The sequence below is a fragment of the Maridesulfovibrio ferrireducens genome (assembly GCF_016342405.1).
In the GTDB taxonomy this organism is placed as follows: Bacteria; Desulfobacterota; Desulfovibrionia; order Desulfovibrionales; family Desulfovibrionaceae; genus Maridesulfovibrio; species Maridesulfovibrio ferrireducens_A.
The window spans coordinates 354,125-368,456 of record NZ_JAEINN010000002.1 but is presented as its reverse complement, the minus strand read 5'-3'; the positions used below and the strand labels follow the sequence as shown (position 1 = coordinate 368,456).

Below are 14,332 nucleotides of genomic sequence, written 5' to 3'. Positions count from 1 at the left end.
CGGGCAAAGTATAATCATAATCATTGCTCCTTAAGTCGCATTTTATATGCGGTTTTATTTAAAAGCCCTGATGGTCAAAATCTTAGGGCTTTTTTCTTTGCTTCTAGCTGCTCTTTACGCGCCTTGCCGTTAAAACAACCCGCACAACAGAATCGTAAAGCTTTCCAACGCTCATCACTTCGATATTCTCCCGTTGCCGGATGAATACGGTAAAGGACATTTGAGCAGTCACGCCCTTCACAAATTTTACTTTCCGGCTTTTGATTCACGGTTCCAGCTTTCCATTGCTAACGGCTTTGACTCTTCAAGAGCCGAAGAATGTCCGCACGTATCGCAAACGGCCTTAAAATGGCCTATGTAGCTGAATTTTACGCCATACCCGCCGCACTTTGGGCAAGGTTCAGGTGAAGGTATTTGTTTTTTCATTTTGCAAGCTCCCCTTTATATTTAACGACATCCTCTTCAATTTCCCGAATAGCTATAAAGGCAAGTCTTTCAACTTCCTCAAGCGGCTTTTTCTCCATAATCGCGGTATGAACAGCTGCAAGATGCGGCAGATCGTCCAACAGTTCCGCTTCTAGTGAATCTTTGTCCGGAACCGGCGAACTTTTCGGAATAACACGCATACCAATTGAATCCGCTAAAAATTGAAGCCCTGAAACAGCAAGATCTACACGTCCGATATTCTCAAGCCGACGAAAAACGGCCTTGATTTTATCCAAATAGTTACGGACAGGTTCAGCTGTTAAATCTGGATCTTCCGCTTGACGGTATGCAGTTGTAATGCTGATTCCGAGAGCTTCAGCTAATCCTTTAGCTGTCAAAAGACCGATACAGTCAGTGAAGAAACCGTGAGACGTAGTCGGAATTTTCTCAGGGTCGGAATTATGAGCCATACTGCCCTCCTGTGAATTTTAATTGATAATTATCAGTTTCCTTTCCCAGTGCTTAAGCTGAGAAAGCGTTGTATTATTTATGCAGTTCATCGTGATGAACGAGCGCCGTTGTCGTCGCACTTATTCGGCTGGCGTTCTTGGCAATTGCAATCGACGCAAGAAAGCGGCGGTGAATGTGAATGTTTCAACGGGTAAAGTGGGCAATCTTCATTGCATATTAATTGGGGTGGAGGTGGCACTAGGCGGCCTCCTTTGGAGAAGGCGCACACGGTAAAGGAAACTTTTCAGGGTTAGCAATATGCTGTGCAAGCTTAACCACTGTCGAATCTGCACGATTTGAAGCTTTAATTCTGCGAAAAGACGCAGGATGCACTGATAAAGCTTCAGCAACATTATTTTTGCCCAGCTTTTTCTCCAGTTGAGAAATCAATTGTGGTGGAAATGGTTCACTTCGTTTCATGAAGTTGAACTTAGCGCAAATTGCGCCAATCATGCAAGCGCAATTTTTAAGCTTATGACAAAAATCTTTTTACTATAATTTATATCTATGAAGGACGCAGAAACATTTGAAAGAATTGTTATTGAGGAAATCTGTCTAATCGCGGAAGAAAAAGAACTTAACCATAGCCAACTTGCAAGAGCGGCCTTTGGTGATTCAGGTAGTTCTATAACAAGATGGAGACAGTTCAGACACCCTCGCAAAAACACAGGCAAACCCCAATCTCTTACGATTGCAGACACATATCGTCTTTGCGTAGGGCTAGGCATTGATTTCGGTACCTTAACGTTCCGAGCTGGGGAAAGATTTAAAATGCAGATTGAAAAACAAAAACTTAAATCATCTCAGCAAACCCTCAAGTCTGCCTAAAATTAATATATTCGTCCGGTAGACCTATTCGTCAATTTCACAGAGACTATTATAAGAACATTGGTAGTAATTTAAAAATAATCAGGTTAAGAGAATTCAAAAACAGATTGAATTTTAAATAAGAATGATTAAAATATGCATACAGCAAATTTGAAATCTACTACAACGGGCTTATCGTCGTTGAAGTCATGTGAAAAATGCAAATTTTGAATTGATTGACTAAGCTTAATTAGCATATACTGTATTTGTATAGTTTATGCATATGCCTAAATAAGGCGAAAGCATTTGATCAACCTAGAGGATATAAAAATGACTGCAGCAGAACCAGCAGTAGACAACATAATTGACGATTTGAGAGTTCGTTGCTCCGAAGGGGCACTAAGTGAATTCGAAATCGCTATGTACAATAAGCGAGCACAGAACCTGTTAAACTCTATGCCAATCATTGCTTATTGTGCTCTTGGAATTCTTGGTTTCATTGAAAAAAATGAAACCAAAATGAGAAAAAATCACCTTGAATCAATAAGACTCGCAACCGAAACAAGGAGACTCCCCGGACTCTTCATGTTCAACTTTGGTTGTTCTCTTTGTGGGATGGGCTACGCTGAAGAAGGTGCTGACTATCTCTTCAAAGCATATGAGCATGACAAGACAAATCTCCGACACCTGAACTCAGCGATCATCGGAGCCTATCAAGCAGACGACCAACGCCTTGACTATCTTCTTGAACAATGGGCAAAACTCAATGAGGGAGAACCTCACCCGATAGTAGAAGAAATCGAAGACGCTGAAGAAGCTCTGGAAGCCCTCAAATCTATCGAAACTGAGGGAACAGTTAGCTGGAAACAAGTTAAGGCAGAATGCAAACTTCAATAATATGTACGAAGTAGAATTCACTAAAAAAGCCTACAGACAATTTAAAAAATTTCCGGCTAAAATTCAGGATCAGCTTCAAGAGACGATTGAGGGACTAGAGGAAGATCCACGCCCACAAGGATATACAAAACTTAGTGGTAAACTAAATGACTTTTATAGAGTAAGATCAGGCAACTACAGAATAATCTACTCAATAGAAGATAAAGAACTGACTGTTTACTTACTAAAAATAGCTGACCGCAAAAAGATTTACAAAAAAAATAAACACTCCTAAAAGACACTCCCTACCCCGCTCCGGCGGGGTTTTCTTTTGCCCAATTTTCAACCTGTACTAAACACTCCGCAATAACCGCCCACGCGTGTTGACGCAAATTGCTATATTTTTATATTGACAGATAGCGCAAATTGCGCAAGAATTTATTCAACACAGCGACACAAGCCCGAACACTCCGCGCGAAATAGCCGGAGCAAGTACAGCTTAAATCAAGTGTTAATCCAACTTGTAAGTAATCCTTACAAGTTCAGTTTCTTGAAAGTTTAATGTTCGGTGTTTCCTTAAAAGAGTGAACCAGGGGCAAGCAAAACAAACAGCCCTGTCCTTTTGTAAAGATAGCTTACGAGCCACTTATAAAGATAGCCTACGAGCCACTTACACAAAAGGAGATTCCCCATATCAGCTATGGACGCTCAGGGCAGACTCACTCTTTTGAAGAAGCACCGAAACTATCGAAGTCTATAAGGGGTCTGACATGCCCTCTCCGTAATTGCTGATTGGGAGTGCCGGGAATTGGTCCCGGCCCCCTTAAAGGCTTCGATTTTTGGCAAAGGCTCAGAACTTTAAAATTTAACGAGAGGTATTGATATGTCTGGACTCTCACTTGCGACACTTAAGAACGGTGCCGCTATTGAAATGGTCGACTATATGCTCATGCAGGTGGCGGATAATGTACTAGACCCGAACACCGAAGCCACCGCTCAGCGTAAAATTATTATTGAAATTTCCTTTAAGCCAGACAAGGAACGCGAGATAGGCAAGATCATTCTTAAGCCTAGCTGCAAGCTTGCACCGCAAGCACCTGTTGAGTGCAACGCGTCTTTCGGAACAGACGAAGACGGATGCGCCACAATGTCCGAATTCGGCAACGTGGACCCTAACCGTGCCCTGCTTCCCGGCGTAAATGTTGACAACAAGTCAGCGGCGGCAGGTGATGCGAAAGAAGATGAAGAAAGGGACAATGTAACACCGCTTAAACGTGCGGCTGGTGGTAATAAATAATGAATAATATTAAAGTAAACGATGAACTTTTGAAAGAACTTCTCGGGCTTGCAAAGGTTGAAGAATTTGAAATTGGCGGCAGAAAATATACTTCAAAAAATATTTTTTCAGTCAAAGAGCCTACCCCTGTAGTGCTTAACGTTTCTACTCTGACCTCTCTGGTGGACTATATCGAAGCCAACAAAGATAAGCTCGACCTTGACACCTTGATTGTTCAAGTTGAAGGCCCGACGCAGGTTCGTATTCTGTCCAACCTGATCGGCGAATTTAAACAGCGTGACGAATATATCAGAGCAGAACCCCGTTTGCCGGATTACGCGGACATGTTCAACCGCGCATGGGCGAAGGATAAATTTATCCCGCTGCTTCAATCTATGTTTCTCCCTAATCCCCATCAGGAACTTTTGCTTAAGACTCTGGCAACAGTCAGAGTCGAAGGATCAGCCGATATTAAGGACGACGGCATAACGCAGACTGTATCAGTTCACACCGGAGCAAGCCGCGTTGACGGCGCGGAAATTCCAAACCCGTTGGAACTAATCCCATATTGTACTTTCCCCGACGTTGACCAGCCGAAACGTTTGTTCACCTTCAGGCTTAAAGAAGACAGTTCTTGTCTGCTATTTGAAGCCGACGGCGGCGCATGGCAACAGGTTGCCGCCCTATCCGTAAAAGACTTCCTGAATAAAGAGCTGAATGAAGAGCGCAAGCTTAACGTAACCGTAATTGCTTAACAGCATTACACCCCCTCAATAAAGGGCGGGGCTTCCACCAACCCCGCCCCATATTTTCGGAGTACCCCTATGTCAAAACGTAAAAAATGCCGCAAGGCTCCCCGAATCTGCCCACACTGCGGGAACACTGTTTCAGGTAGCCGTTGCCATTCACCCGTATGCGTCCAGCTCCGTATAGTACAACCTATGATCGCGAAGGATTGGACAATGTGGACCATGCCCGCACTTCTAGCGCGCATGGTCGGTAAAGCTATCGTAAAACAAGGGGTTAAAGACGGAGATAAACCTTTTGCTCAGATTGGCGAACGGCTTCACAAATGGACAAATCAAGCTTGCGACGAATCTCAGCAATTCAAAGTGTCGCCTCAATACGCCATTGCTCAGCAAACAAAATATGACCGTGAAGTTGTTAAAATTTGGCCTCACAAAAGCAACATTGAACTCGCTCACATTGCCGACGTTCTCCAGCTTCTTGTTGCTGATGTAATTCAGCATTTCAAAGCCAAAGGCTACAGCGATAAGCAACTCAAGTGTTGGAACTGGACAGAAGCAGCACTCACGGCCCTGCAACGTCACTATGACGAAGACGAAATTTTAAAGCACTGTGACAGGATTGAACAGGATTACACCGCGTTCAAGTTAGCTTTATGGAATGAATCCACTGCACTCAAAAAGCCAGCCCTCAAAATGTGGAACGTGTCCGACAGATTCGCCGTCGCCGCATACGCAAAAGACGAAGCTCTAAAGATCGTCAAAAAGCATTACGGCCTTATTAAGCTGTCCGCTTCGCGCTTAGTTCCCGAAGCCAAGATTGAATACAACGGAAAAGTAACAACATACGGCATGTTGCTAGAACTGTTCGCGTGTCCGGGCATTGTCGCGGATATGCGGGAGGCGGCGTAATGAGCGTTAATTTTGACAACCTCCGTCGCAAGCTTGGCAACAGTTGCGACAGCTTATTCCATAGCCTTGAGAAGCTTTTTGAAGAGCTTGATGGTGACCATTCGTGGGAAACTGACCAAGTAAAAAAAGACTTTGACTCTGTAGCGAATGAAATAGCCGGAACATACTGTCTTTACGACGAGGATCAGAAAAACTTTTCAGACCTTGGTGATGAAGTCGATGAAATTCCGACCTTTTGGGAAACAGAGGAAAATGACGATGAGTAAAGAATATTTTATCCAAGATTCCCGCAAGTGGGACGGCAACAATGATTAAAATCTACCCAACCTTATCAGTACGTCAACCGTGGGCGGGCCTAATCGCCCTCGGCATTAAAGACATTGAAAATAGGTCATGGAGCGCAAGTCCTAAATATTACGGACAAACTTTCATTATTCACGCAGGTAAGCAGGTTGACCGGGAAGCAATGTGTGGCAGTTCCAGCGTCATAGACGCGGCTGAAGGACTTGTTTCATACGTCGGGGCATCGTTTGATGATTTTAGAGCCAGACTACCGGGCAATGAACACGTTTTTCAAACTGGCGGCATAGTCGGTTCCGCAGTGCTAACAGGCTGTACGCAACTGCACCATTCACCGTGGGCACAACCCACAACGGGAACAATTCACTGGATATTTGAACAGGCAAACCCCTTTCCGTTTCAGCCTTTGAAAGGTCAGCTTGGAATATTCAAGGCAGAGTTGAGGGATGCGTCATGATCCGTAAAATATTTAGTAAAAATGGCTATAAATTCTTTTCAATTTTGTTCTTTGGAATATCTATTGTTTCTTGTTGGAGAGGAGAAAACGAAAAGGCTGTCATCAATATGCTGTTTGCAATTTATTTTGAACTGTCTGAGCTAAACGCACGTGACTAGAAAATTTTGCTTACGAAGAATCACTCTATGCACTCAGAAAATCCGCGTAGGCGGAGGAAAAATAAAATGGCTCACGAATATACCAACGAAATAAAATGTCCTTATTGCGACTATGAATTCTCCGACAGCTGGGAATTTAACGACTCTGACGAATGCTCAGAAGTTGACTGTCCAGAATGCGGAAAAGAGTTTGCTCTAACCGTCAACATTAAAATAGATTATTCAACTGAGAAAATCAGTTGCAAAGATCAAACACCACCGATCCCTCACGAATGGGACGAACCTACATTTCACGACATAGACCAAGAGGTTATTGACCGTTGGAATAAAGAACATTGGAATGCAATCTCTGATCGTGAGCCGTACAGAATGTGGACGCGAGAATGTAAGAATTGTGATGTCTCAGAATTTAAAAGAGTTGAACTGGGTGGAGACTGCCCATTTATTGATGAGGAGAAATAAAATGCCTAAAAAGACACCAGATCTTTCATTCATGCTGGACAAGCTACCTGCTATCGTTTCTCGCGATTCCATTGAAGCACTAACAGGAGGGCTTTTAACTCGGAGCTACATGGAGAAGCTAGACGCAGATGGCAAAGGTCCAAAGCGTTTTAAATCAGGCAGAAAAATAGCTTACCCTTCCGTTGAACTCGTTGCATGGATAGAAAACAGATCGCAGGAAATGCTATAATGCGGCCTTGCTTGCCATTTCCTCAACTGCACTCTTTTTCTGATCCGGCAACAGATGGGCATAGCGCATGGTCATTTCAAGTGTCTTATGCCCAAGCAATTCCTTAATCATATATAAAGACGTCCCCTGCAAAGCCAGCCAACTTGCAAACGTATGCCGCAAAGTATGGAATACAACTTTATGTCTATGGTCGGTTATCCCTTCATTCATCTTGAGATCATCAACAGAACGCTTATATGTGTGACTTACTTTAAAAATTTGTTGCCCCTGCCGACCGGGGAAAATTAAAGAATTGGGACTTGGGTTCGATTCCTGTTCACGGAACCGAATTGAGAATAAATCATATAACAAGTCTACAAGATGAGCCTGCCGATTATATCCGCTCTTTGGATCAAGCACATGAATGATTCTATGCTCTAAATCTATATCAGACCAAGTAAGCCCCGTTATCTCGCCAAACCGCAGCCCTGCATACAGCGAAACCATCGAGATATGATAGAAATCTTCACTTCGCGACTTAACCTCTTTCATAAGTTTCCGCGCTTCATCATGACTTAAAAACCGCACTCTCTTATTGTCATGCTTAATCTTTTTTATATCTCGTACAGGGTTTTTGCCTTCATAAATACCGAGTCGATTGGCAAAGTTAAACAAGCTACTGGCTAAATTTATACAGTGATTAATTGTTGCCGGCGCGAGTCCTTTTTTCTGACACTGAAATTTCAATTCTTCCAGCTCTGTCGCTGATATCTCTTTAAGTTTCAATACTCCGAGAACCGGCTGTATGTGATTTCTAAGCCTGCGTTCATCCCATATCCACGTTTTTTTATTAGCTTCAGCCCACTTCAAATACTGAGGAACCAGCTCATCAAAAAGCATATTTTCTTGCTTGTGCTCAAGCACATCAAGCCGCGCTGATTCCTGCTCAGTTCGAACATCTTCACGGGCCTCGTGCAAACTTTGCGGACCGCTTCCAGTCCTTTGAGACTCACGCAATTTTGAACGCTCTAATGATGCTCGTTTAGCGTTCATTCCTTCACTGGCCCAACCGAGGCCTTCTTCAACCCCTTTCCCATTAAGCTTATATCTGATAAAAAAGTACCTATCAGGCTTACCCGCATGCATACGAGTCGCGTGGGATCTATATCTGACACCGGGGTAAATCGTGGGTTCTTTCTTAGCTCTCATGGCCCCACTATAGCCCCACCTTTTTGATCCGGTCAAGCGGGTTTAGAGAAATCTATTTACATACAAAATTCATATTTTACGGCAAGTTATGCTTTAAGCGGGATTATAGAAAACACATAAAAAGGGTGTTCGATTCCCCCCGCCTCCACCATAACCCCAATTTCATATTGTCCTATACGATCCCATAAGATCAACTAAACCCTTGTTATTCAACCGAATAGCAAGGGTTTTTGTTTTTTTCTGCGTTCGTTATAGTTCTGTTAACCGCGTTGACATCGGTGAGACTCGGTCCTTTTCCTGTGATAAGCTTGAAAGCGGAATTGATCCTATCAAAATCCTTGCTGGGCAAAAGCCCTTGTTCAAATACCATACTAAAACCAATACATGAACGAATAATCCCCGTGGTATACTTTGGTATCGTGATGAGCTATCCGGCATGCTCGCAGATCTCGGAAGGTACGACAATAAAGGCGGCGACGGAGGCGATAAAACCCGGCTGCTTTCAGCTTACGATTGCGGCCCTTGGAAAGTGTCCCGCAGCACAAAAGACGCTCTACACATACCACACGGCTGTGTTTCAATTTTCGGAACAGTTCAACCTGCCCTGCTTCCATCTCTGTTTAAACACAAAGACACTGTTTCTGGATTTCTTCCAAGATTCTTATTCATCCGCTGTGAGCAGGAAGCTACTCCCTTATGGACATCAGAATTTACCAGAAGATAGAACGCCAGAAAGTAATAGAAAACAAACTCAAAAGTTGGGGTGTATCAACATATCAGGAAAAGCACCGGAGATTCATAATTCTTCCGTCAGGAACGAATACGGAACAGATATGGAAAGTCGGAAACCGTCTCGCCATTTTACTCAAGGATAAGTCATGAACGAATTAAAGAAGACCTTATCGGAAACATTGAACCGAATGGAAAAAGAACAGAGTCACCGTCTGGACGATCAAGATCAGCGGATACCCAAGATGGAAAAGGCACTGCACGGCTGCCGGGACTTGCTGAGCGAATTGGAGCGAGTTGGAAATGTTGTTCAGGCAATGAAAAAGTTAATGCAAAGGATTAAGAAAAAGCCCCTTCGGCAGATTGGAAGGGGCTTTTAAAAGCAGTTTTCAACTATAAAATCTAACAATATATTCAATACTAAACAACGAAATAGCCTTACTCTTTCAGAGACAAAGCTATTTCACTTAAACGCTGTGAAATATTAACCCGATTCTCTGGAGAAAGCTTGTTAAGATCTATGGAAAGATTAAACCCCTGTTCTTTGTAACGGATCACTTTGCCATAATCGGAGCAGGATACATCCTCTCCGCAGATTGAAAGGACTGCATAAGGCTGAATAGTGCGGCGAATCCCCTTAACCTCTATCGGTTTGCGCTCTTCAACGTTTACTATGTCTTTGACTAAACTATATGTTTCTGAGGACATAAGCACTCCGCCCGGATCAGCTTGGCCTTCAAGACGGGCTGCGAGGTTAACTTCACCTCCAATAATAGTATAATCCATACGTGCTTCAGAACCGAAGTTGCCAACATTGCAATATCCAGTATTGATACCCACTCGCATTTTAAACGGCTTATCGTACCCCATGCTGTGCCACTCTTTTTCAAGTTCAACCATTCTTTTTTGCATTGCGATAGCCATACGCACACAAAGTTCAGCGTCTTCTTTTACGCCCTTTGATTCAGGATCTCCAAAGAACATAAGCATAGCGTCACCAATAAATTTATCAATGGTAGCTCCATATTCAAGTGCGATGGCAGACATCTCTGTGAAATAATGGTTAAGCAAGGAAGTAAGGTCTTCCGGCTGCATATCATCTGTGGTCTGAGTGAAGTCTTTTATATCAGAAAAAAAGACCGTAAGTTTTTTACGCTCTGTGGATAAAACAACATCACGATTACCCGAAAAAATTGAATCATACACCTGTGGAGACAGGTATTTCGCAAGCTTTGTAGACAACCCTTCAAGCATTGTATTCTTTTTATCAAGAGAGCTCAAAGTTTCAGCCAGTTCTGATTGCGCTTTTTTCCTTTCTGAAATTTCACTTCCGAGCTTTCTGTTCCAAAACACGATCAAACCTATAATCAAGAGCCCACCGCCAGTAATGGGCAATGCCCATGTCATAACGGTATACATATCCAAGCCGTGCTCAAATTTTAATGCAAGCCATTTGCCCTTGATTTCTTCTGCTTCTTCATCTGAAAGAACACTTAAAGCCTTGTTAACAATCTCAAGTAATTCAGGACAATCCTTACGAACAGCCATTGATAATGACATAACATACTCAGTTGCAGCAGCCACTTTCAAATTGGTTATTCCTTTCTTTTCAATAACGTAACTACTAGTAGCCAAGTCATTGATAAACCAATCTATTTTACCGAGAGCAAGTGCAGTAACAGCATCAGGGACAGTAGGATAAAGAACAAGTTCAAAGTCTGGATGATCCGAAGTGATATATTCATGGGCGGCATACCCTTCAACTAAAGCAATCCTGCCATGTACAATGTCATCCAGTTTACTTATCAAAGGTGCTTCTTTAGAAGAAAAAATAACGACCGGAAATTCAATATAAGGCTCTGTAAAAAGAAGGTATTTTTCTCTGGCAGGAGTCCGGGCAATCGACGGAAGAATATCCAAACGCCCTTCCTTGGCATATTGCAGAACTTCATTCCAGTTCAAACCATCAACTGGAATCATATCCACTTTCAACTTATCCTGAATGAATGCAATATATTCCGACGCAATCCCCTGCATTTTGCCGTTTTCATCAATGAACTCAAAGGGAGCACTTTGCTGATCTATTCCAAGCTTGATTTGAGGATGAGATTTCAGCCACGCCCATTGTTCTTTTGTGAGTGAAAAAACTTTTTGCTGAAAACCTGTAGCATCAAGGTAGGTTGAAAGAATAGCTTCCCTTTCTTTTTTGGTTATAGCATCAAGTCCTTTTTGAAGAATATTTTTTAATACGGGATTATCCTTATCCACGGCAATACGTAGCTGACCGGGAAGATCAGTTCGCCAGAGGCTGACAAGCTTTAGATTGGGCAGGGTAAATTTTTTAATAAGATAAGAAGCTACAACCTGATTACCAATGTACGCATCAGCCTTTCCTGTTGCTACAGCTTCCAAAGCAGCTTGCGTGCTCTTAACAAGCAACATCTTGATATCAGGGCGATCAGTGGGTAGATTTCGTGCAATGGCATATCCCTCTTCCAAAGCTACCGTCTTTCCAGCCAGATCTTCAGGAGAGAAGATATCCTCACGATCCGCTGTAGTGAATATGGCGGAATAATATTCTATGTATGGCTTAGTGAAAACAAAATCCTTAAGACGCTTTGGAGTCTCATTCAATCCAGGAGCGGCATCAAGTTTTCCTGTTTTCAGCTTATCCATATGAGCTTGCCAGTTTGTATCAAAAACAGGAGTTATATCGAGTCCGACCTTACCTGCTGCTACGCGAATAAAGTCTGCAGCTATACCAGCATAGGAACCATCATCCTGTTTCATTTCGAATGGAGGCCAGTTTGGAGTTGAGGTCAGGGATAATGAAGTGTTTTTCTGAATATAGGACTTTTCTTCGTCGGTTAGTACAACTTCAAACCCGGCTTTATTTTTCTGATAAAAACGATCTTCAGGGCTTTTTATCCAACGGTTATCGATTGACGAAAGCTTATCATGTTTAATATTTCGAAAGCCTTTGTTAATACGATTAATCAACTCTGTTTTTCCTTTTAATACCCCTGCGTGCACCGTATTCGCGGTGGTTGAACCTGACACACGGCTGACAAGTCCTTCGCACCCAAGCCTAGCTAAAATCCTTGAAACAGTAGTACCTTCATCGAAGATAATATCGATCTTGCCCGCAATAAGTTCTGTTATTAAGGAGTCATGATCATCATATTCATTAATCAAAATATCAGGGAATTTGTCCCGCAAATAGGTAGACTGGTAGGTTCCAGCGACAACACCAAACTTTATGCCATCCAATTTATCCATTGAAAACGGCTGAGAATTCGCTCTCTGATAAAATGCACTTTTAATTGAATGCAAAGTGTCTGAAAAATCCAGCCATGCGGCGCGCTGATCATTTCTAAATAATCCCGAATGAACATCCGCCTTACCGGTCTTAACCATATTCAAAGTCTCTTCCCAAGTCCCTGACAGGAAATCAACTTCTGTGCCGGTCTGATCACTCCATAACTTCCACATTTCAACCATAATACCAGCCGGAACAGCTGCGGGTGTAAGTAGAGACATAGGTGCGTAGTTGCTGTCGATTGCAACAACAAGTTTATCCTTTGCCTGCACTTGTTGAAAACTCATCAAAAGAATTAAAAAGCAATTGAATATGATAAATCGACATTGATGATAGGCAAACATAATCATCCCTTATAAAGAAAAATAATAATTTTATTACTAAAATATTGACGTTTTTTAAAAATAGATCCGAAAAAAATGTATATTATTAATACATAGCAAGATAAACTAAAACAACAAAAATAGGCAAAAATACATCAAATGCTTATAAGAAACTGATAAAGGCAAATATTGCTCTTTCTTTATGAATCCACAGTCTATAAATCAAATATACCCAAATCACTACAAATTAGAAATAGACCGCAGAATTCTTGATCTTCACCGCACAGGTTGGAAAAGGCAACATTGAAGCACGTTATGAAGAGGAGTTACTCTGGCTCTAGTCAAAAACTTATGGCAGAGTTGTTTGATGTCGATGTACGCACTATCGCGAACACTTGAAAAACATCATTAAAAGTTAAGAACTAGAAGAAGATTCAGTTATCCGGAAATTCCGGAATACTGCTACTAATAACAAGAGCTTAAATTTGTATTCCAATAATTTCATACTTTTTTAGTATATTTTTATTGACAAAACTGAATGACACCCTTACTTGTTATTGAAATTCACTTTCAACATCAACAAAGCGAAAAATAAAACAACGGAGAAAAATATGAAAAAACTTATCACCCTTACCATCACCGCAATTATGGTTGCAGTATGGTCTGCGTCAGCTTTTGCTGCAGACGTAGTTGTTTATTCTGCACGTAAAGAACACCTCATCAAACCTTTGTTTGATGCATATACTGCAGAAACCGGAGTAAAAGTAAAATACATTACTGGTAAAGCAGGAGCTCTTCTTGAGCGTATCAAAGCGGAAGGAGCTAACACTTCCGCCGACCTGTTCATCACAGTAGACGCCGGAAACCTTTGGCATGCTGCAGAGGAAGGAATTCTAGCCCCGATTAATTCTGATATTCTTGAAAAGAACGTACCTTCGCATCTTCGAGATCCCCAGAACCGCTGGGTTGGACTTTCTGTACGAGCTCGTACAATCGTATACAATAAAGAAAAGGTTTCCCCTGAGGAACTGAGCACCTATGAAGCGCTCGGTGAGGCCAAATGGAATAAACGTCTTTTGCTCAGAACATCTAAAAAAGTTTACAACCAGTCTCTCGTAGCATCTATTATCGCCGACAAAGGTGAAGCCGAAACTGAAAAAATTGTTAAATCATGGGTGGCGAATCTGTCTGTAGCCCCTTTCTCCAGCGACACCAAAGCTCTTGAAGCAGTTGCAGCTGGCGTTGGTGATGTTGCAGTAGTCAACACATATTATTTCGGTCGTCTGCTTAAAAAGAATCCAGCTCTCCCGCTCGATATATTCTGGCCCAATCAGAAAACAAGCGGCGTTCACATGAATGTTTCCGGAGCAGGCGTGACTGCAAATGCAAAGAACAAAAAAGAAGCTGTTAAGCTACTTGAATGGCTTTCCTCTGACAAAGCTCAAGGTAAATTTGCATCTCTGAACATGGAATACCCTGTTAACCCAGAAGTTAAGCCAGACCCGATTGTTGAAGCTTGGGGAGAATTCAAAGGTAATCCTATGAACGTATCCAAATACGGTGAATATCAGGCAGAAGCTATCAAGCTGATGGATAGAGCCGGATACAAATAAC

General features: G+C 42.3%; 19 protein-coding genes and 1 pseudogene. 14 read left to right on the top strand and 6 right to left on the bottom strand.

Going from position 1 to position 14,332, the window contains the following annotated elements:
- Nucleotides 1-74: 74 nt before the first annotated feature.
- From JEY82_RS03590 to JEY82_RS03575, 4 genes are all read right to left on the bottom strand, one after another.
- The gene (locus JEY82_RS03590) at nt 75-269 is read right to left on the bottom strand and encodes a hypothetical protein (RefSeq protein WP_304082606.1); all 195 of its coding nucleotides are present in this window, start codon (nt 267-269) and stop codon (nt 75-77) included.
- Entirely contained in the window at nt 247-426 is a 180-nt protein-coding gene (locus JEY82_RS03585) for a hypothetical protein (RefSeq protein ID WP_304082605.1), read from the bottom strand. Before JEY82_RS03585 ends, JEY82_RS03590 begins: the two co-directional genes overlap by 23 nt.
- A complete protein-coding gene (locus JEY82_RS03580) occupies nt 423-896 on the bottom strand; it encodes a hypothetical protein (RefSeq protein WP_304082604.1) in 474 nt (157 codons plus the stop codon). Before JEY82_RS03580 ends, JEY82_RS03585 begins: the two co-directional genes overlap by 4 nt.
- Nucleotides 897-1,134: 238 nt before the next feature.
- The gene (locus JEY82_RS03575) at nt 1,135-1,389 is read right to left on the bottom strand and encodes a hypothetical protein (protein ID WP_304082603.1); all 255 of its coding nucleotides are present in this window, start codon (nt 1,387-1,389) and stop codon (nt 1,135-1,137) included.
- A 54-nt stretch (nt 1,390-1,443) separates the two neighbouring features.
- Between JEY82_RS03575 and JEY82_RS03570 the strand changes: the two genes are divergently transcribed.
- The 11 genes from JEY82_RS03570 to JEY82_RS03520 all read left to right on the top strand — a co-directional run bounded on the left by JEY82_RS03570 (nt 1,444) and on the right by JEY82_RS03520 (nt 7,159).
- Nucleotides 1,444-1,764 carry a hypothetical protein gene (locus JEY82_RS03570; RefSeq protein WP_304082602.1) on the top strand — a complete coding sequence of 107 codons (321 nt, stop codon included), beginning with the start codon at nt 1,444-1,446 and terminating at the stop codon, nt 1,762-1,764.
- Between the two features lie 309 nt (nt 1,765-2,073).
- Nucleotides 2,074-2,640 carry a hypothetical protein gene (locus JEY82_RS03565; protein ID WP_304082601.1) on the top strand — a complete coding sequence of 189 codons (567 nt, stop codon included), beginning with the start codon at nt 2,074-2,076 and terminating at the stop codon, nt 2,638-2,640.
- A gap of 1 nt (nt 2,641) precedes the next feature.
- The gene (locus JEY82_RS03560) at nt 2,642-2,914 is read left to right on the top strand and encodes a type II toxin-antitoxin system RelE/ParE family toxin (protein ID WP_304082600.1); all 273 of its coding nucleotides are present in this window, start codon (nt 2,642-2,644) and stop codon (nt 2,912-2,914) included.
- A 588-nt stretch (nt 2,915-3,502) separates the two neighbouring features.
- A complete protein-coding gene (locus tag JEY82_RS03555) occupies nt 3,503-3,916 on the top strand; it encodes a hypothetical protein (protein WP_304082599.1) in 414 nt (137 codons plus the stop codon).
- Nucleotides 3,916-4,650 carry a hypothetical protein gene (locus tag JEY82_RS03550; RefSeq protein ID WP_304082598.1) on the top strand — a complete coding sequence of 245 codons (735 nt, stop codon included), beginning with the start codon at nt 3,916-3,918 and terminating at the stop codon, nt 4,648-4,650. The genes JEY82_RS03555 and JEY82_RS03550 overlap by 1 nt, the downstream gene beginning before the upstream one ends.
- 69 nt (nt 4,651-4,719) lie before the next feature.
- Nucleotides 4,720-5,553 carry a hypothetical protein gene (locus JEY82_RS03545; protein WP_304082597.1) on the top strand — a complete coding sequence of 278 codons (834 nt, stop codon included), beginning with the start codon at nt 4,720-4,722 and terminating at the stop codon, nt 5,551-5,553.
- Nucleotides 5,553-5,819, top strand: a complete 267-nt coding sequence (locus tag JEY82_RS03540) for a hypothetical protein (RefSeq protein WP_304082596.1) — start codon at nt 5,553-5,555, stop codon at nt 5,817-5,819. The genes JEY82_RS03545 and JEY82_RS03540 overlap by 1 nt, the downstream gene beginning before the upstream one ends.
- Nucleotides 5,820-5,860: 41 nt before the next feature.
- A complete protein-coding gene (locus JEY82_RS03535; RefSeq protein ID WP_304082595.1) occupies nt 5,861-6,310 on the top strand; it encodes an ASCH domain-containing protein in 450 nt (149 codons plus the stop codon).
- On the top strand, nt 6,307-6,468 hold the full coding sequence (locus JEY82_RS03530) for a hypothetical protein (protein ID WP_304082594.1): 162 nt from the start codon (nt 6,307-6,309) through the stop codon (nt 6,466-6,468). Before JEY82_RS03535 ends, JEY82_RS03530 begins: the two co-directional genes overlap by 4 nt.
- 66 nt (nt 6,469-6,534) lie before the next feature.
- The gene (locus JEY82_RS03525) at nt 6,535-6,930 is read left to right on the top strand and encodes a hypothetical protein (protein WP_304082592.1); all 396 of its coding nucleotides are present in this window, start codon (nt 6,535-6,537) and stop codon (nt 6,928-6,930) included.
- A gap of 1 nt (nt 6,931) precedes the next feature.
- A complete protein-coding gene (locus JEY82_RS03520; RefSeq protein WP_304082591.1) occupies nt 6,932-7,159 on the top strand; it encodes a hypothetical protein in 228 nt (75 codons plus the stop codon).
- Here JEY82_RS03520 and JEY82_RS03515 read toward each other — a convergent pair.
- The gene (locus JEY82_RS03515) at nt 7,154-8,347 is read right to left on the bottom strand and encodes a site-specific integrase (protein WP_304082589.1); all 1,194 of its coding nucleotides are present in this window, start codon (nt 8,345-8,347) and stop codon (nt 7,154-7,156) included. The two genes, JEY82_RS03520 and JEY82_RS03515, sit on opposite strands and share 6 nt — an antisense overlap.
- A 403-nt stretch (nt 8,348-8,750) precedes the next feature.
- On the opposite strand from JEY82_RS03515, the pseudogene JEY82_RS03510 reads away from it, so the two are divergent.
- Nucleotides 8,751-9,071 (top strand): annotated as a pseudogene (locus tag JEY82_RS03510) (DUF3987 domain-containing protein); the annotation flags it as partial.
- Nucleotides 9,072-9,225: 154 nt separating this feature from the next.
- A complete protein-coding gene (locus JEY82_RS03505; protein ID WP_304082587.1) occupies nt 9,226-9,456 on the top strand; it encodes a hypothetical protein in 231 nt (76 codons plus the stop codon).
- A gap of 58 nt (nt 9,457-9,514) precedes the next feature.
- Here JEY82_RS03505 and JEY82_RS03500 read toward each other — a convergent pair whose 3' ends face one another.
- Nucleotides 9,515-12,667, bottom strand: coding sequence for a transporter substrate-binding domain-containing protein (locus tag JEY82_RS03500; RefSeq protein WP_304082585.1), 3,153 nt, complete (start codon nt 12,665-12,667; stop codon nt 9,515-9,517).
- A 662-nt stretch (nt 12,668-13,329) separates the two neighbouring features.
- On the opposite strand from JEY82_RS03500, the gene JEY82_RS03495 reads away from it, so the two are divergent.
- Complete coding sequence (locus JEY82_RS03495) at nt 13,330-14,331, top strand: Fe(3+) ABC transporter substrate-binding protein (protein ID WP_304082583.1); 1,002 nt, start codon at nt 13,330-13,332, stop codon at nt 14,329-14,331.
- Nucleotide 14,332: the final 1 nt, after the last annotated feature.